We start from the raw sequence: 17558 nt of genomic DNA on the forward strand, positions 1-17558 counted from the left end.
GCGATCCGTCCGTACGGTGACGTAAGTGAGCGCCAGATGTGTCCTGTTGCTGACCGCGGCCGCCTACGAGAGCGACCCCGAGGAGCCGCGCGTGGACGGCGGCCTCGTGCTGCGGGCCGCGGCGGCCGCCGGGCTCGACGCGGACGCCGTGGACGCCGCCGAGCGCGCCGGGCTGCGGCGCGGCCCCGACGGCCGGCTGCGGCTGCCCGGCCGCCGCGCCGTGTACGAGGCGGCGCGGCCCGCGCACCGCAGAGCCGCCCACCGGCTGCTGGCCGAGGCCGCGGCGGGGGAGCGGCACCGCACGGCGGAGCTGCTGCACCGGGCGCTCGCGGCGCCCTGCCCGGACAGCGCGAGGGGCGACGCCCTGGCCGCCGCGGCCCGGCTGCCGGGCCCCTCGCGGGGGGAGCGGGCCACCGCCCTCGCCCTCGCGGCGGCGCTCGCCGCCGAGCCGGGCGTCCGCGCGGAGCGGCTCGTCGCCGCGGCGGACCAGGCCCGGCTCGCGGGCCGTCCGCACCGGGCCCGCGAACTCCTGGACCGCGCGGGGCCGTTGGCCTGCCCGGACGAGGTGCGCGGGGCCGCCGCGCTGGTGCGCGGCCTGCTCGCCCTGCGGGACGGCCCGGTCGCCGACGCCCGCGCCTCGCTGCTCCTCGCCGCCCGGCTGTGCCCCCGGGGCCGGGCCTGCGAAGCCTGGCTCGCCGCGGCGGAGGCCTCCTGGGCGCTGGGGGACGCGGAGGCGTACCGGGACGTGGTCGGGGAGGAGCGGGCGGGGACCGCCACCGCCCGCTCCTACGGGCGCGCGATGGCCGCCGCCCTCGACGACCGTTACGCGGCGGGCCGGGCGGCGCTGCGCCGGTTCGTCGCCGCGGCGGCGGACGCGGGCGACCCGGACGCCCTGCTGCGGGCCGGGGCCGCCGCCCTCGTAGCCGGGGACGTGGAAGCCGCCTGCCGGCTCGGCAGCCGCGCGCTCGCCGCCGCCCGCGCCCTCGACGCGGGCCCCGAGGTGCCCCGCGCCCTGGAACTGCTCGCCTACGGGGAACTGCGCGCCGGGCGGCACGGCCGCGCCCGCGCCCACGCCGAGGAGGGGCTGCGGGCCGCGCGCCTCACCGGGCAGCGCAACGTCCTCGCCCACCAGCACGCGATCCTCGCCCTGGTCGCCTCCCTCGACAGCGACGCCGGCACCGTCGCCCGGCACGCGGCCGCCGCGCAGGACATCGCCGCCCGGCACGGCCTCGTCCAGGCCGCCACCCTCGCCCAGTGGGCGCTGGCCCGGGCCGATCTGGCCCGCGGCCGCGCGGCCGGGGCGGCGGCCCGGCTCGGACCGCTGGTGCGGCCCGGCCCGCGCGGCGGGCACTTCGCCGTGCGCATGCTCGCCGTGCCGTGCTTCGTGGAGGCCGCGGTGGCGGCCGGGGACCTGGAGGGGGCCCGGGCGGCCGTCGCGGAGTTCACGGTGTGGGCCGAGCGCGGGTACGACCCGCAGTCCCAGGCGCAACTGGCTCGCTGCCAGGCCCTGCTGGCCTCCGGCGACCCCGCCCGGGCGGAGGCCCGCTTCACCGAGGCGCTGGCCCGGCACGAGCGGACCGGCGGCGACTTCGAACGGGCCCGCACCGCCGAACTGCACGGCGAATGGCTGCGCCGCGCCCGCCGCCCCGCCCGCGCCCGGATCCTGCTGCGCGACGCCCTGGTCGCCTTCGAGCGGTGCGGCGCCACGGTCTGGGCCGCCCGCACGGCCGCCGAACTCCGCGCCACCGGCGACGCCCCCGGCCACGAGGAACCCCCGGGCAGGCTCGCCGAACTGACGCCGCAACAGCTGCGTATCGCGCACTGTGTCGCGGAGGGCGCCACCAACCGCGAGGTGGCCTCGCGCCTCTCGGTGAGCCCCCGCACCGTCGACCACCATCTGCGCAACGTCTTCGCCCAGCTCGGCGTCCGCTCCCGCGTCGAACTGGCCCGTCTGGTCGCCGGCGCCGCCCACCGGCCGACCCCCCGCACCTGACCGGCCGGCGCCCCCGCTCCACATCACGGTTTGTGCGCGGCACGAGGTCGTTATCCCCGGAGGGCTGGAGACCGACCAGACGGTATGTCATTCTGCGGGCCCAGGGCGGCTCCGGCGCGCCCCGGCACGAGCCGAGCCGAGGAGGACCGTGACCGTGATGCCCGCGCACCTCGTACGTCCCCGCCCCCGCCCCCGGACCGGCGCCGCGCCCGCCGGCTCCGACGCCGTCGCCGTCCTGCGCCGCGCCGCGCTGCCGCTCATGGGCCGCCTCCCGGCCCTCGCCGACCGGCTCATGGCCGACCTGCACGCCACCGAACCGGCCTACCGCGCCGCCATCGACGCCGACCCCGGCGACATCCGCCGCGAGGTGCTGCGCTCCCTGCGGCACAGCGTCGCCTCGCTGCTCGACCCCGGCCGCTCCCGCGAGGCCGCCCGCGCCTGCTCCGCCCGGATCGGCGCCGAACGCGCGGCTCGCGGCCTGCCGCTCGACGCCCTGCTTGGCGCGTTCCGGCTCGGCGGCGCCGTGATCTGGCAGGCCCTCGTCGACGAGGTGACCGGCCGCCACCCGCGCGACGCCCACCTGCTCGTCCATCTCGCCGCCGACGTGCGCGAGTACGTCGACGAGCACTGCGCCTGCGTCGCCGAGGCCTACCACCGCGCCGAGCACGAACTGACCTGGCGCCGCGAGAACCGGCGCCGCCTGATGGCCGCCGCCCTCCTCGACGGCGCCACCCGCATCGCCGACCTGCCCGACGCCGCGGCCGCGCTCGGCCTGCCCGAACGCGGCCGCTACGCCGTGGTCCTGGTCACCGGCGCCCGCGGCGCGGCGACCGGCCGCTCCGGACCCGGCGGGACCCGGACCGTGTGGCACCCGGGGCCCGACGCCGAGCGCGGCATCGTCGCCCTGGGGGAGTGCGACGTACGCGGGCTCGCCGCCCACTGGCGCGCCGCGACCGACCGCGCGGCCGGCGTCCGCGTCGGCGTCGGCTCCGCCGTCGAGGGCCTCGCCGGGATCGGCAGCGCCCGGCGCCTCGCCGAGACCGCGCTGCGCATCTGCCCGCCGGGCGGCGGCACCGTCCTGCTCGACGACGAACTGCCCGCCGCCCTCGTGGCCGGCGCCCCGGTGCTCGGCGGCCTGCTCGCCGACCGGGTGCTCGGCCCGCTGCGCGCACTGCCGCCCGCCGACGGGGCGCTCCTGCTCGACACGCTGACCGCCTGGCTGGAGTGCGACGGCTCCGCGCAGCGCGCCGCGGCCCGGCTCTACTGCCACCGCAACACGGTCCTCAACCGGCTGCGCCGCTGCGAACAACTCACCGGCCGCAGCCTGACCCGCCCCGCCGACCAGGTGGAACTGGCGCTGGCCCTGACGGCGCACCGACTGCGCCCGCGCACCTGACGCCGGGCCCCGGCCTGTCCGCCGGGCTCGCCGGAACGCCGAGCGGGGCCCTGCTCCAGAGCCACGCGGGCCCCGCCTGTGCCGGTGGGCCGTCGGGCTGTGGGGCACGGGAGCCGTCTTCGCCGTGAGCGCGGGCGTCTGCGCACTGGGCGGCGCGGTCGCCCTCGCCTCCCCGCACCTGCGCAGAGCGGAACTCCTCCAGGGGCAGACGGGCCTGCCAGGGGCAGACGGGCCTGCCAGGGGCAGACGGGCCTGCGAGGGCAGGCCCAGGACCCGGCCCGCCCCCTACAGCCCCAGCGCCTTCGTCTCGCCCAGCTGGGCGATGGCCGCCTTGTCCCCCTCCTGCTCCACATTCGCCGCGTCCTGGCGGCCGAACGCGAACATCAGCAGCTCCGAGGGCTCCCCGGTGACCGTCACCACCGGCGTGCCGCGGTGCGCGACCGCCGTCCGGCCGTCCGGGCGGCGCAGCACCAGGCCGACGGGCGCCTTGCGGCCCATCACCCGGGCCATCCGCTCCAGCCGCGACCACAGCACCTCGCTGAAGACCGGGTCGAGCTCGCGCGGCGAGAAGTCCTCCTGCGCGCGCCGCACGTCCTCGGCGTGGATGTAGAACTCGACGACGTTCGCGGCCTCGTCGAGCTGCTTCAGAGAGAACGGCGAGAACCGGGGCGGCCCCGTCCGGATCAGCTGGATCAGTTCCTCGTAGGGCTTCTCCGCGAACTCGCCCCGCACCCGCTCCAGACGCGGAGCGAGCTGCTTGACGAGGGCGCCGCCGGCGGCGTCGGGCCGGCGCTCGCGCACCACGACGTGCGCCGCGAGATCACGGGCGGTCCAGCCCTCGCACAGAGTGGGGGCCTCCGGGCCCACCGCCTCCAACAGATCGGCGAGGAGAAGTCGTTCACGCTTGGCATGGGTCGACATGCCCGCCAGCCTACGACCGCCCGCACCGTCCGGACAGTGGACGGCCGCCCGGATTCCGGCCCGGGCGCGGCACAATGGCCCCATGAGCAGCACGCCCCCGCCCAGTGACCTCGACCCGGCGATCGCCGCCCGCCTCAAGCGCGGCGCCGACGGCCTGGTCCCCGCCATCGCCCAGCAGTACGACACCGGCGAGGTGCTGATGCTCGGCTGGATGGACGACGAGGCGCTGCACCGCACCCTGACCACGGGCCGTTGCACGTACTGGTCGCGCAGCCGCCAGGAGTACTGGGTCAAGGGCGACACCTCGGGCCACGTCCAGCACGTGAAGTCCGTCGCCCTCGACTGCGACGCCGACACCGTCCTCGTCAAGGTCGACCAGGTGGGCGCCGCCTGCCACACCGGCGCCCGGACCTGCTTCGACGCCGACCAGCTGCCGGTCACGGCCGCCACCGCCTAACACCTAAGCTCCTCCCATGGATCTCGAGACCTTCCGCAAGCTCGCGACCGACCGCCGAGTGATCCCCGTCAGCCGCAAGCTCCTCGCGGACGGCGACACGCCCGTCGGCCTCTACCGAAAGCTCGCCGCCGAGCGGCCCGGCACGTTCCTCCTGGAGTCCGCGGAGAACGGGCGCTCCTGGTCCCGGTACTCCTTCGTCGGCGTGCACTCCACCGGCACGCTGACCACCCGCGACGGACAGGCCCACTGGCAGGGCACCCCGCCGGTCGGCGTCCCCGTCGACGGCGACCCCCTCGCCGCCCTGCGCGCCACCGTCGAGACCCTGCACACCCCGCGCTACGAAGGCCTGCCGCCGTTCACCGGCGGCATGGTCGGCTACCTCGGCTACGACGTCGTGCGCCGCCTGGAGAAGATCGGCCCCGGTGAGCGGGACGACCTGCATCTGCCCGAGCTGACGATGCTGCTCACCAGCGACCTCGCCGTGCTCGACCACTGGGACGGCTCCGTCCTGCTCATCGCCAACGCCATCAACCACAACGACCTCGACACCGGCGTCGACGAGGCCTACGCCGACGCCGTGGCCCGGCTCGACGCCATGGAGGCCGACCTCGGCAGGCCGGCGCACACCGCCCCGGCCGCGCTGCCCCCCTCCGAGCTGCCCCCGTTCGAAACAGGCACAGTCACCGCGCTGTGGGGCGGCGAGCAGTACCAGGAGGCCGTCGAGAGCGTAAAGGAGCGGATCCGGGCGGGTGAGGCCTTCCAGGTCGTGCCCTCCCAGCGGTTCGAAACCCCGTGCACGGCAAGCGCGTTGGACGTCTACCGCGTCCTGCGGGCGACGAACCCCTCCCCGTACATGTACCTCTTCCGCTTCGACGGGTTCGACGTCGTCGGCTCCTCCCCGGAGGCCCTGGTCAAGGTGGAGGACGGCCGCGCCATGGTCCACCCCATCGCCGGCACCCGGCCGCGCGGCGCCACCCCCCAGGCCGACCAGGCGCTCGCCGAGGAGCTGCTCGCCGACCCCAAGGAGCGCGCCGAGCACCTGATGCTCGTCGACCTCGGCCGCAACGACCTCGGGCGGGTCTGCGAACCCGGCTCCGTCGAGGTCGTCGACTTCATGTCCGTCGAGCGGTACTCGCACGTCATGCACATCGTCTCCACCGTGACCGGCCGGGTCGCCGGCGGCCGCACCGCCTTCGACGTGCTCACCGCCTGCTTCCCGGCCGGCACCCTCTCCGGCGCCCCCAAGCCCCGCGCGATGCAGATCATCGACGAACTGGAGCCGTCCCGGCGCGGCCTGTACGGCGGCTGCGTCGGCTACCTCGACTTCGCTGGCGACTCCGACACCGCCATCGCCATCCGCACCGCGCTGCTGCGCGAGGGCACCGCGTACGTGCAGGCGGGCGCGGGTGTCGTCGCCGACTCGGACCCCGTCGCCGAGGACACCGAGTGCCGCAACAAGGCCGCCGCCGTCCTGCGCGCCGTCCACACGGCGAACCGGCTGGGCGCCGCCGGCAGCGGTGTGAAGTGACCCACGCCTCGCGCCCCCGGCACACATACACCTGTGCGGACAGGCGATAGTGGAGTACGTGACTGCCGTACCGCACCCCCGAACCGAAGCCCCCGACACCGCCGGGCCGAGCAGAGACGGCCGGCGCAGTCTGGGCGTCGCCCTGCTCTTCGGTGCCGCGGGCGCCGCGGTCGCGCTGCTCGCGTCCCGGCAGGAGTGGTGCTCCGGCGTCGCCGCCGTCGCGGGCGGCAAGCTGCCGCTGACCGCCAAGGGAAGCGACGTGACGGGCGTCCCCGCCGCCCTCGCCATCGTCGGACTCGCCGCTCTCGTCGCCGTGTTCGCGGTGCGCCGCGCCGGCCGCGTCCTGGTCGCGGCGCTGCTCGCGCTCAGCGGCGCGGGCGCCGTCGCCGCCGCCGTGCTCGGCGCCGACGACCGCTCCGCGCTCGACGAGAAGGCCGCCCGGGCCGCCGGCACCTCGAACTCCACGGTCGACGCCCTCAGCCACACCGCCTGGCCCTACGTCGCGGCCGCGGGCGGCGCCCTGCTGCTGATCGCCGGCGTCCTCGCCGTCGTCTACGGCGCCGCCTGGCCCTCCATGGGCGGCCGCTACGAGCGCGACGGCTCCCCGCGCGCCCGCCGGCAGAAGCCGGTCGACCCCGACCGCCCCGAGGAACTGTGGAAGGCCCTCGACCGCGGCGAGGACCCGACGGGCACGGCCTGACCCCGCGTTCGTCCCGTACGCACAGGTACGGGACAATGGAGCCGCAGGACGTGATCGCGGCAGCCCCCACGCCCCGGCGGGGAGCGGGCACTGCCGCATAGGCCATAAGCAACGAGGAGCAAGCCATGGCGGACAGCAGCCACGGACACACCCCGGCCGCCTGGACCGGTGTCATCATCGCCTTCATCGGGTTCATCGTCGCGGGCACTTTCATGGTGATGGTGAAGCCCGTCGGGTTCTGGGTCGGGATGGCGCTGCTGGTCATCGCCCCGATCGTCGGCGGCGTGATGAGCATGGCGGGCCTGGGCAAGCCCAAGCGCGCCGAGCTGGTGCTGCCGGCCAAGGCGTCCGGGCATGCCGCGGGCTCGGAGGCCTGACACCTCCGCCACGACGGACGACCAGGGGCGGGACGGCGCGGACGCCGTACCGCCCCTGTCGCGTCCTGCGGGAGTCGCCGGCCGCGTCCCGACGGGCGGCGCGCGGCGGCCCGGGGGAGAATTCCGGCGTGAGCGCCGAGACGACCCGCACCGCCCCCGCCCGCCCGCTGCGCCGCGCGGCCGTCCCGCTGGGCGTCCTCGCCGGGGTCGCCGCCGCCTTCGCCTACGTCGGCGCGGTCGACCCGAACGAGGCGGGGCACTACCCCGCCTGCCCGCTGCTCAGCGCCACCGGCGTCTTCTGTCCTGGCTGCGGCGGCCTGCGCAGCGCCCACGCGCTCGTGCACGGCGATCTCGGCGGCGCTCTGGGCGCCAACGCCCTCGCCGTGGCCGGATACGCGCTCTTCGCCGTGGTGTGGGCCGTCTGGGCCGGCCGGGCGATGCGGGGTCGCCCGTTCGGCCTCTCTCCGGGCCGCGTCCACCTGTGGACGCTGGGCGCCGTCGTGCTGGCCTTCACCGTTGTCCGGAACCTGCCCTTCGGTGGCTCCCTACACCCTTGATCCACACCATCTGTCCAGGTAGTGGGACCACGAACAACCGGATGCGAAGCCTTCGGCCCTCTGCGGATACCATCGCAGTGACCACTCGGTTGCTCTGTGAACCGAATCGCAAGAAAGGAAGTCCGCTCGCGTGAGTGTGCTCGACGAGATCATCGACGGAGTCCGTGCCGACCTCGCGGAACGGCAGGCGCGCGTCAGCCTCGACGAGCTCAAGGAGCGCGCGGCGCAGGCTCCCGCTGCCAAGGACGGGGTCGCTGCCCTGCGCGGTGACGGCGTCAAGGTCATCTGCGAGGTCAAGCGGTCCAGCCCCTCCAAGGGCGCGCTGGCCGCCATCGCCGACCCGGCCGCCCTCGCCGCCGACTACGAGGCGGGCGGCGCGGCCGTCATCTCCGTCCTCACCGAACAGCGGCGCTTCGGCGGCTCCCTCGCCGACCTCGAAGCGGTCCGCGCGAAGGTCGACATCCCGGTCCTGCGCAAGGACTTCATCGTCACCTCCTACCAGCTGTGGGAGGCCCGCGCCTACGGCGCCGACCTGGTCCTGCTGATCGTCGCCGCGCTCGACCAGCCCGCCCTGGAGTCCCTCATCGAGCGGGCCGAGTCCATCGGTCTTACCCCGCTCGTCGAGGCACACGACGAGGACGAGGTGGAGCGGGCCGTCGACGCCGGGGCGAAGATCATCGGCATCAACACCCGCAACCTCAAGGACCTCACGGTCGACCGGGGCACCTTCGAGCGGGTCGCCCCGGACATCCCGGACCACATCGTCAAGATCGCCGAGTCCGGCGTGCGCGGCCCGCACGACCTGATCGCGTACGCCAACGCGGGTGCGGACGCCGTCCTCGTGGGCGAGTCCCTGGTGACCGGCCGCGACCCGCGCTCCGCCGTCTCCGACCTGGTCGCCGCCGGCGCGCACCCCGCGCTGCGCCACGGACGGGGCTGACCCCGCACCATGCCCATCGCCGCCCGCCTCGCCCCCGGCTGCCGCCCCCGCGGCTGCCGGGCGCCCGCGCGGCGCGTGCGGGGCCGCCGGGTGCGGTACGTCATCGGCGATGAGCCGGGCCAGGTGAACGGCATGCGATGGCCCGCGGCGCACTTCAGCGCCGCTTGAGATCAGCCCCGCAAGGGGCGCGGGGAACTGCGCGACCAGCCGTCGACGGCTGTCCGTCGCCACACCACCGCGGCATCTACGGCGCGAAGGCGTACCCACGTCCACTCATCACGCCACACCAGTGAGGTAAGCCCGCTATGTCCAGCGAGTACTTCATCCCGGACCCCGAGGGTCTGGTCCCCACCGCCGAAGGCTACTTCGGCGCGTTCGGCGGCACGTTCATCCCGGAGGCGCTCGTCGCCGCCGTGGACGAGGTCGCCGTCGAGTACGACAAGGCCAAGAACGACCCCGAGTTCGCCCGCGAGCTGGACGACCTCCTCGTCCACTACACGGGCCGCCCGTCATCGCTGACCGAGGTGCCCCGGTTCGCCGAGCACGCGGGCGGCGCCCGCGTCTTCCTCAAGCGCGAGGACCTGAACCACACCGGCTCACACAAGATCAACAACGTGCTCGGCCAGGCGCTGCTCACCAAGCGCATGGGCAAGACCCGCGTCATCGCCGAGACCGGCGCCGGCCAGCACGGCGTCGCCACGGCCACCGCCTGCGCGCTGTTCGGCCTCGAATGCACCATCTACATGGGCGAGATCGACACCGAGCGCCAGGCCCTGAACGTGGCCCGCATGCGCATGCTCGGCGCCGAGGTCATCGCCGTGAAGTCCGGCAGCCGCACCCTCAAGGACGCCATCAACGAGGCGTTCCGCGACTGGGTCGCCAACGTCGACCGCACGCACTACCTCTTCGGCACCGTCGCCGGACCCCACCCCTTCCCGGCGATGGTCCGCGACTTCCACCGCGTCATCGGCGTCGAGGCGCGCCGCCAGATCCTGGAGCGCGCGGGACGGCTGCCCGACGCCGCGATCGCCTGCGTCGGCGGCGGCTCGAACGCCATCGGCCTCTTCCACGCCTTCATCCCGGACGCCGGCGTCCGCCTCGTCGGCTGCGAGCCCGCGGGCCACGGCATCGAGACCGGCGAGCACGCGGCGACCCTGACCGCGGGCGAGCCCGGCATCCTGCACGGCTCCCGCTCCTACGTCCTCCAGGACGAGGAGGGCCAGATCACCGAGCCGTACTCGATCTCGGCGGGCCTCGACTACCCGGGCATCGGCCCCGAGCACGCCTACCTCAAGGACAGCGGCCGCGGCGAGTATCGCGCCGTCACCGACGATGCCGCGATGCAGGCGCTGCGCCTGCTCTCGCGCACCGAGGGCATCATTCCGGCCATCGAGTCCGCGCACGCCCTCGCCGGCGCCCTGGAGGTCGGCAAGGAGCTGGGCCCGGACGGGCTGATCGTCGTCAACCTGTCCGGCCGCGGCGACAAGGACATGGACACCGCCGCCCGCTACTTCGGTCTCTACGACGAGGGCGCCGACGCCGAGGTCGCGGCCGACGCCGCGCAGACCGCCGAGATCGAGGGGGACGCCAAGTGAGCGGGAACATCCAACTCCTGTCCGACACCCTGGCGGCCGCCGGGGCCGAGGGCCGCGCCGCCCTCATCGCCTACCTGCCCGCCGGCTTCCCGACGGTCGACGGCGGCATCGAGGCCGTCAAGGCCGCCTTCGACGGCGGCGCCGACGTGGTCGAGGTGGGGCTGCCCCACTCCGACCCGGTGCTCGACGGGCCGGTCATCCAGACCGCCGACGACATCGCGCTGCGCGGCGGCCTGAAGATCAAGGACGTCATGCGCACGGTCCGCGAGGCCCACGAGGCCACCGGCAAGCCGGTCCTCGTCATGACGTACTGGAACCCCGTCGACCGCTACGGCATCGAGCGGTTCACCGCCGAACTCGCCGAGGCGGGCGGCGCCGGCTGCATCCTGCCCGACCTGCCCGTGCAGGAGTCGGCGACCTGGCGCGAGCACGCCGACAAGCACGGCCTCGGGACCGTCTTCGTCGTCGCGCCCAGCAGCAAGGACGAGCGGCTCGCCACCATCACGGCGGCCGGCTCGGGCTTCGTCTACGCCGCCTCGCTGATGGGTGTCACCGGCACCCGCGAGTCCGTCGGCGGCCAGGCCCAGGACCTCGTGCGCCGCACCAAGGCCACCACCGACCTGCCCGTCTGCGTCGGCCTCGGTGTCTCCGACGCCGACCAGGCCAAGGAGGTCGCGGCCTTCGCCGACGGCGTCATCGTCGGCTCGGCGTTCGTGAAGCGGCTGCTCGACGCGGCGGACGAGGCCTCCGGTGTCGCGGCGGTCCGGGCCCTCGCCGCGGAGCTGGCCGCGGGCGTACGGCGCACCGTGTAGCCAGGTCACCCATCTGGGTGGAAGTGAACCGGGGAGGCACGCTCGTGGCTCCCCGGTTCGTTGGCGCAGGTGTGAGCGAGAAGAACCGTGAGGGAAAGCGCGTGGCCCGGGACCGGCTGGCCGCGGAGCGAGACAAGCAGCGAGCCGCGGAGAAGCGGCGCCGCACACTGATCGTCGGCGCCGCCGTCATCTGCGTGCTCGGCCTGGCCGCCGTGATCGGGGTGGTCGCGGCGAACTCGGGGGACGACAGTTCCGGCTCCACGTCGGCGGCCGCGCCGAAGGGCGCCGCCGGCAAGGACGGGCTGGCCGTCCCGGTGGGCAAGGACAGCGCCGGATCGACGCTCACGGTGTGGGAGGACTTCCGCTGCCCCGCCTGCAAGTCCTTCGAGGACGGCTTCCGCTCGACGATCCATGAGCTGACCGACGCGGGACAGCTGAAGGCCGAGTACCACACGGTCACGCTGATCGACTCGAACATGGGCGGCAGCGGCTCGCTGCGCGCGGGGAACGCGGCGGCGTGCGCGCAGGACGCCGGCAAGTTCACCGAGTACCACGACGTGCTGTACGAGAACCAGCCGAAGGAGACCGAGGACACCTTCTCGGACAACGGCAAGCTGATCGACCTGGCCGGCAAGGTCGACGGCCTCGTCACCGACTCCTTCAAGAGCTGTGTGAACGAGGGCACGCACGACGGCTGGATCGCTAAGTCCTACAAGGCGTTCCAGGACGCCGGCCACAAGGGCACCCCGACGGTGCTGCTCAACGGCAAGAACCTCATGGACGACCAGACCATGACCCCGGCGAAGCTGAAGCAGACGGTGCAGGACGCCGACAAGTAGGACCGGTTCCGGGCGGGGGCTGCGTGCGGGGCTTGTTATGGAGACGTAGCCGGGCTGCCGGACGTGACCGCGGCCCGGCACGGTAGCGTCGACCCTGCCATGGAACTTGCCTACATCCCCAGTCCGTCGCAGGGCGTGGTCCACCTCGGGCCGATCCCGCTGCGCGGCTACGCGTTCTGCATCATCATCGGCGTCTTCGTGGCCGTGTGGCTCGGCAACAGGCGCTGGGTCGCCCGCGGCGGGCAGCCCGGCACGGTCGCCGACATCGCGGTCTGGGCGGTGCCCTTCGGCCTGGTCGGCGGGCGCCTCTACCACGTGATCACGGACTACGAGCTGTACTTCAGCGACGGCCGTGACTGGGTGGACGCCTTCAAGATCTGGGAGGGCGGCCTCGGCATCTGGGGCGCCATCGCGCTCGGCGCGGTCGGCGCCTGGATCGGCTGCCGCCGCCGCGGTATCCCGCTCCCGGCCTGGGCCGACGCCCTCGCCCCCGGCATCGCCCTCGCGCAGGCCGTCGGCCGCTGGGGCAACTGGTTCAACCAGGAGCTGTACGGCAGGAAGACCGATCTGCCGTGGGCCCTGAAGATCACGTCGGACGCGGACGGGCGGATGCCCGGCACCTACCACCCGACGTTCCTGTACGAGTCCCTGTGGTGCATCGGGGTCGCCCTGCTCGTCATCTGGGCCGACCGCAGGTTCAAGCTGGGCCACGGCCGGGCGTTCGCGCTCTACGTGGCCTCGTACTGCGTCGGCCGGTTCTGGATCGAGTACATGCGGGTCGACGACGCGCACCACATCCTGGGGATGCGCCTCAACAACTGGACGGCGATCTTCGTCTTCCTGCTCGCCGTGGTCTACCTGGTGGTGTCGGCGAAGAAGCGGCCGGGACGCGAGGAGATCGTCGAGCCGCAGGCGTCCGGCTCCGACACGGTCCAGGACGAGGCGGGTACCGAGGCCGGTACCGAGGCCACGAGCGACACCGAGGCCAAGGACGAGGCCGCGACCAAGGGCGATGCCGACACCGACACCGACGCCGAGGTCAAGAAGGCCTGAGCGGGGTCGCTGGGTCCACCCTCGGATCAGCGCTGGTAGCGGTCGAGGATGCGGTTGCCGTCGGTGGCCAGGCGTGCGCGGAGTTCACCGACGCCGAAGGCGCCGTTGTAGTACTCCTGGAAGGCCGGGGTGGCGACCTTGTCCTTCCACTCCGCGTAGCCGCGCACCCCGAGGACGGGGGAGGGGCGCAGCGCGGCGGCGATGTCGGACCCGGTCTTCCAGCCGTACGTGTCCGTGGTGAGCGCCGGGTCCTCGAGCGCCTGCGTACTCGTCGGCAACAGCCAGTCCCCGCGCGCCAGCCGGACCTGGTGCCGGGCCTGGGTGAGGTACGCGATGAAGTCGGTCGCCGCCTGTTTGTGCGGGCTGTCCGCGGAGACCGAGAGGGTCTGCGGGGCGGTGCCCTGCGCCAGACCCCCGGCGCCGGAGGGCATGGGCAGCACCGTCCAGTCGAACCCCTCGGGCGCCTGCTGCTGGACCTGCTGGCGGTAGGAGAAGTTGAGCGGCAGCATCGCGTAGCGGCCCGCGAAGAAGCCGGGCAGGGTGTCCGAACCCGACATGCCGAGGCCCGACCGGGGCGCGGTGCGGTCCGTGTTGACCTGCCGGTTGATGAGCTGCGCCACGGCCGCGTCCCGCTCGCCGTAGCGGATCTCGTTCTTGCCGTCCTTGTCCTGGTAGAAGATCCGGCCGCCGGTGGACAGGGCGAGGTTGACGGACTGGCTGACCGGTTCCTTCATCGACCAGGCGACGCCGTAGCGCTCGGGCTTGCCGTCGTGGTTCCGGTCGCGGGTGAGGGTGCGGGAGACCGACTCGAACTCCTCCCACGTCCACGGATGCCGGGCCGTCGGGATGCGCACGCCGGACTGTTTCAGCAGCTTGGTGGCGGCGATGAGGACACGCGGCTCCTGGAGGAAGGGGACGCCGTACGTCGCGTCTTTGTAGGTGGTCGTGGACCAGGACGTCCGGGGGATGTCCTTGCGCAGGGACGCGGGCAGGTACGGCGTCAGGTCGGCGAGGTAGCCGCCGTTGGCGAAGTCCGTGAGGTCGGAGGCGTCGTCGTGCAGGATGTCCGGCGCCTCGCCGCCCTCGAAGGAGGTGAGGAGCTGGTCGTGGACGGTGTCCCAACTGCCCTGGACGTACTTGACCTTGACGTGCGCGTGGGTGTCGTTCCACTGCTTCACCAGGGCCTTGTTGGCGTCGACCGACTCCTTCTGCCAGGCCAGGGAGAGGAATTCGAGGGTGACCGTGCCGTCGGCCGAGTGCCCGCTCCCGCCGCAGCCGGCCACCAGCACCGTACACAGGGCGGCCGGGACCAGCGCGCCGGTCCGTCGTGCGCGCATCAGCCCTTCACCGCCCCGCTGAGCATGCCGCCCACGAGCCGGCGCTGGAGCAGTGCGAAGAAGACGAGGCTGGGGAGGGTGGCGAGGACGGAGGCCGCCGCCAGTGGGCCGAGGTCCGCGACGCCCTCGGCGCCGAGGAAGCGGGTGAGGATGACCGACATCGTCTGGTTCTCCGGGGACTTGAGGAGCACGAGGGCGAAGAAGAACTCGTTCCAGGCCGTCACGAAGCTGAACATCAGCGTGGCCACCAGGCCGGGCGCCAGCAGCGGCAGCACCACGCTGACGAGGGTGCGCAGCCGGCCCGCGCCGTCCATCGCCGCCGCCTCCTCCAGCGAGACCGGCACCGCCTTCACGTAACCCTGGAGCATCCAGAGCGAGAACGGCAGGTTCCAGACGACGTAGACGATGATCAGGCCCGGGATGCTGTCGATCATGCGCAGGTTCTTCAGGACGAGGAACAGCGGGATGATCACCAGGACGAACGGGACCATCTGGCTGACCAGGATCCACGCGGTGCCCGCCCGGCTGACGCGGGTCCGGTGGCGGACCATCACGTACGCCGCCGGGACGGCGACCGCCACCGAGATCAGGGAGGCGCTCACCGCGACGGTCAGGCTGTTCAGGGCGGAGTGCAGCAGGGGCTGGGCGTCGAACGCGGCCCGGTAGTTGTCCAGGCCCGGGTGGCGGGGGAGCCAGGCCGGGTCGATCGAGCCCAGTTCCCGCGGGGACTTCAGCGAGGTCGACAGCAGCCACAGCAGGGGGAAGGCGAGGAAGACCAGGTAGCACAGGAGGGCCGCGTACTGGCCCGTCCGGCCCGCCGCGCGGGAGAGTGCCCGGTTCGCGCTCATGCCGTGTCCTCCTTCAGGCGCCTGCGCAGGAAGAGGGTGAGCAGCACCGCGATCACCGCGATCATGACGAGGCCCATCGCGGCCGCGTAGCCGAACTGCCCGTACTTGAACGCCTCTTCGTAGGCGAACAGCATCGGCAGGCGGGTCTTGCCGCCCGGGCCGCCCTGTGTGAGCACGTAGACCAGGCCGAAGGAGTTGAAGTTCCAGATGAAGTTCAGGGCGGTGATGGACAGGACCACCGGCTTGAGGGCCGGCCAGGTCACGGTGGTGAAGCGGCGCCACCGCCCGGCGCCGTCCAGCTGGGCCGCCTCGCGCAGTTCGAGCGGCACGTTCTGCAGGCCCGCGAGGAGGACGACCGTGGTCTGCGGCATGCCCGCCCAGACGCCGACGACGATCACCGCGGGCAGCGCGTAGGAGAGGTCGGAGAGCCAGTCGACGTTCTCGTGGACGACGCCGAGCTGGGTCAGCGCCTTGTTGAGGACGCCCGCGTCCGCGTGGTAGACGAGGCGCCACATGATGCCGACCACGACTTCCGGCATCGCCCAGGGGACCAGCGCGAGGGTGCGGGCCAGCCAGCGGAAGCGCAGGTTCTGGTCGAGCAGCAGCGCCAGGCCGAGGGCGAGGACGAACTGCAGGACGGTGACGCACACCGCCCAGATCAGGCCGATGCGGAACGACTCCCAGAAGAGGCTGTCGTGGCGCAGGTCCAGGAGGTTGTCCAGGCCGATGAACCGGGTGGGGGAGGTGCGGCCCGCCTGCGCGTCCGTGAACGCCAGCGAGAGGCCGTACAGCAGGGGCCCGACGCTGAGCAGCAGGATCGGGAGGAGCGCGGGGAGCAGCAGGAACCAGGCGTCCCGGTCCAGGCCGAGCGCTGCTCTGCGCTGTCCGGGGGTGCGCGGCGGCGGGGTGCCGCGGCTGCCCGGGACGGCGCTGTCCCGGGAGGCGGTGCGTCTCATGCTCGGACCTCGTGAACTCTCGGGCGCCGAGGCCGCTGCCCTCGGCTCTGCTGTCTCCTCGGCGGGCAGGAGCGGGTCTTTCCGTACACGCTTCCCGGAGCGGGAGAGGCTTACGGATGCTCGGTGCCAGATTCCCCCGCCGTCAACGGACCAGCCAAGTGATCCATCTCACGGGCGAGCCGGGGAAGAGTGAGGTCAGGTCCGTTGCGCAGGGTGCAAAACCGCAGGTAAGTACGGCCTTCCTTGCTAGCGGCGCCTCTGCTTCGCGCGTACTTTCGACGGCGTAGGACGACATCGGGGAGTGGGGATCAGAGCATGGCCATCATCGAGACCGAGGCGACGCTGCACGACGCGCACCGGGACAACCACACCCACCGCGATGTCAGCGGCGGCTGGCTGCGCCCGGCGGTGTTCGGCGCGATGGACGGCCTCGTCTCCAACTTCGCGCTGATGGCCGGCGTGGCCGGCGGCGCCGTCTCGCAGCAGACCGTGATCATCACCGGCCTCTCCGGGCTCGCCGCCGGCGCCTTCTCCATGGCGGCCGGCGAGTACACCTCCGTCGCCTCCCAGCGCGAGCTGGTCGAGGCGGAGCTGGCCGTCGAGCGGCGGGAGCTGCGCAAGCACCCGGTGGACGAGGAGCGCGAGCTCGCCGAGCTGTACGTGTCGCGGGGCGTCGAGCCCGAGCTGGCCGCGGAGGTGGCGCGGCAGCTGTCGAAGGACCCCGAGCAGGCGCTGGAGATCCACGCGCGCGAGGAGCTGGGGATCGATCCGGGCGACCTGCCCTCGCCGACGGTGGCCGCGGTCTCCTCGTTCGGCTCGTTCGCGCTGGGCGCCCTGCTGCCCGTCCTGCCCTACCTGCTGGGGGCGAGCGCGCTGTGGCCCGCCGTGGTGCTCGCACTGGTCGGCCTCTTCGCCTGCGGGGCCGTGGTGGCCCGGGTGACGGCGCGCTCGTGGTGGTTCAGCGGGGTGCGCCAGCTGGCCCTGGGCGGCGCCGCGGCGGGTGTGACGTATCTCCTGGGCAGCCTCTTCGGAACCGCAGTAGGTTGACGGCTCGCCGGTCACGACCGGAAGATGGCTATACAGGGTCTTGCATAAGTAGTCGTTACTGGACTGTTTCGATTGCTTGACCACGGGGCATGAGCCGTAAGCGCTGTGGGCAATGAGGCCCGCGACGCGCAACGGCGTACCGGCCCCCGGGACATCGATCTGCCCGCCGGTGTTCCCCTCCACCGCCACCCGCGGTGTCCGC

General features: G+C 73.7%; 17 protein-coding genes. 13 read left to right on the forward strand and 4 right to left on the reverse strand.

All coding sequences use genetic code 11. The features are described 5' to 3' along the window. Window positions 1–25 precede the first annotated feature (25 nt). Window positions 26–1993, forward strand: coding sequence for a LuxR C-terminal-related transcriptional regulator (locus ABZY33_RS10860; RefSeq protein WP_356491204.1), 1968 nt, complete (start codon window positions 26–28; stop codon window positions 1991–1993). A gap of 157 nt (window positions 1994–2150) precedes the next feature. Next, window positions 2151–3389, forward strand: a complete 1239-nt coding sequence (locus tag ABZY33_RS10865; protein ID WP_356491253.1) for a helix-turn-helix domain-containing protein — start codon at window positions 2151–2153, stop codon at window positions 3387–3389. Window positions 3390–3674: 285 nt separating this feature from the next. On the opposite strand, the gene ABZY33_RS10870 is transcribed toward ABZY33_RS10865, so the two are convergent. Next, a complete protein-coding gene (locus tag ABZY33_RS10870; protein ID WP_356491205.1) occupies window positions 3675–4310 on the reverse strand; it encodes a TIGR03085 family metal-binding protein in 636 nt (211 codons plus the stop codon). An 82-nt stretch (window positions 4311–4392) separates the two neighbouring features. On the opposite strand from ABZY33_RS10870, the gene hisI reads away from it, so the two are divergent. The 10 genes from hisI (at window position 4393) to lgt (ending at window position 13168) form a co-directional block, all read left to right on the forward strand. Then, window positions 4393–4767, forward strand: a complete 375-nt coding sequence (hisI, locus tag ABZY33_RS10875) for a phosphoribosyl-AMP cyclohydrolase (protein ID WP_356491206.1) — start codon at window positions 4393–4395, stop codon at window positions 4765–4767. Between the two features lie 16 nt (window positions 4768–4783). After that, window positions 4784–6295: an anthranilate synthase component I gene (locus ABZY33_RS10880; protein ID WP_356491207.1), complete on the forward strand. Its 1512-nt coding sequence runs from the start codon at window positions 4784–4786 to the stop codon at window positions 6293–6295. Between the two features lie 49 nt (window positions 6296–6344). Then, complete coding sequence (locus ABZY33_RS10885) at window positions 6345–6995, forward strand: TIGR02234 family membrane protein (protein WP_356491208.1); 651 nt, start codon at window positions 6345–6347, stop codon at window positions 6993–6995. Between the two features lie 125 nt (window positions 6996–7120). Further along, window positions 7121–7372, forward strand: a complete 252-nt coding sequence (locus ABZY33_RS10890) for an HGxxPAAW family protein (protein ID WP_356491209.1) — start codon at window positions 7121–7123, stop codon at window positions 7370–7372. A gap of 128 nt (window positions 7373–7500) precedes the next feature. Beyond that, window positions 7501–7929, forward strand: coding sequence for a DUF2752 domain-containing protein (locus ABZY33_RS10895; protein ID WP_356491210.1), 429 nt, complete (start codon window positions 7501–7503; stop codon window positions 7927–7929). Window positions 7930–8059: 130 nt separating this feature from the next. Next, window positions 8060–8869, forward strand: a complete 810-nt coding sequence (gene trpC / locus ABZY33_RS10900; RefSeq protein ID WP_356491211.1) for an indole-3-glycerol phosphate synthase TrpC — start codon at window positions 8060–8062, stop codon at window positions 8867–8869. 305 nt (window positions 8870–9174) lie between these two features. Next, complete coding sequence (gene trpB, locus ABZY33_RS10905) at window positions 9175–10464, forward strand: tryptophan synthase subunit beta (protein ID WP_356491212.1); 1290 nt, start codon at window positions 9175–9177, stop codon at window positions 10462–10464. Next, window positions 10461–11276, forward strand: a complete 816-nt coding sequence (gene trpA, locus ABZY33_RS10910; protein WP_356491213.1) for a tryptophan synthase subunit alpha — start codon at window positions 10461–10463, stop codon at window positions 11274–11276. The genes trpB and trpA overlap by 4 nt, the downstream gene beginning before the upstream one ends. A 71-nt stretch (window positions 11277–11347) precedes the next feature. Continuing rightward, window positions 11348–12115, forward strand: a complete 768-nt coding sequence (locus ABZY33_RS10915) for a thioredoxin domain-containing protein (RefSeq protein WP_356491214.1) — start codon at window positions 11348–11350, stop codon at window positions 12113–12115. 99 nt (window positions 12116–12214) lie between these two features. Next, entirely contained in the window at window positions 12215–13168 is a 954-nt protein-coding gene (lgt, locus tag ABZY33_RS10920; RefSeq protein ID WP_356491215.1) for a prolipoprotein diacylglyceryl transferase, read from the forward strand. Between the two features lie 26 nt (window positions 13169–13194). Here lgt and ABZY33_RS10925 read toward each other — a convergent pair whose 3' ends face one another. Genes ABZY33_RS10925 through ABZY33_RS10935 form a run of 3 tightly spaced genes read right to left on the reverse strand, consistent with a single transcriptional unit; the run spans window position 13195 to window position 16309 of the window. Continuing rightward, entirely contained in the window at window positions 13195–14505 is a 1311-nt protein-coding gene (locus tag ABZY33_RS10925; RefSeq protein ID WP_356491216.1) for a sugar ABC transporter substrate-binding protein, read from the reverse strand. Next, a complete protein-coding gene (locus ABZY33_RS10930; RefSeq protein WP_356491217.1) occupies window positions 14505–15353 on the reverse strand; it encodes a carbohydrate ABC transporter permease in 849 nt (282 codons plus the stop codon). The genes ABZY33_RS10925 and ABZY33_RS10930 overlap by 1 nt, the downstream gene beginning before the upstream one ends. Beyond that, the gene (locus ABZY33_RS10935) at window positions 15350–16309 is read right to left on the reverse strand and encodes a sugar ABC transporter permease (RefSeq protein WP_356491218.1); all 960 of its coding nucleotides are present in this window, start codon (window positions 16307–16309) and stop codon (window positions 15350–15352) included. Before ABZY33_RS10935 ends, ABZY33_RS10930 begins: the two co-directional genes overlap by 4 nt. Before the next feature lie 315 nt (window positions 16310–16624). Between ABZY33_RS10935 and ABZY33_RS10940 the strand changes: the two genes are divergently transcribed. Next, complete coding sequence (locus tag ABZY33_RS10940) at window positions 16625–17356, forward strand: VIT1/CCC1 transporter family protein (protein WP_356491219.1); 732 nt, start codon at window positions 16625–16627, stop codon at window positions 17354–17356. Window positions 17357–17558 lie beyond the last annotated feature (202 nt).

It is taken from the genome of Streptomyces sp. NPDC006552 (genome assembly GCF_040611655.1).
Lineage (GTDB): Bacteria > Actinomycetota > Actinomycetes > Streptomycetales > Streptomycetaceae > Streptomyces.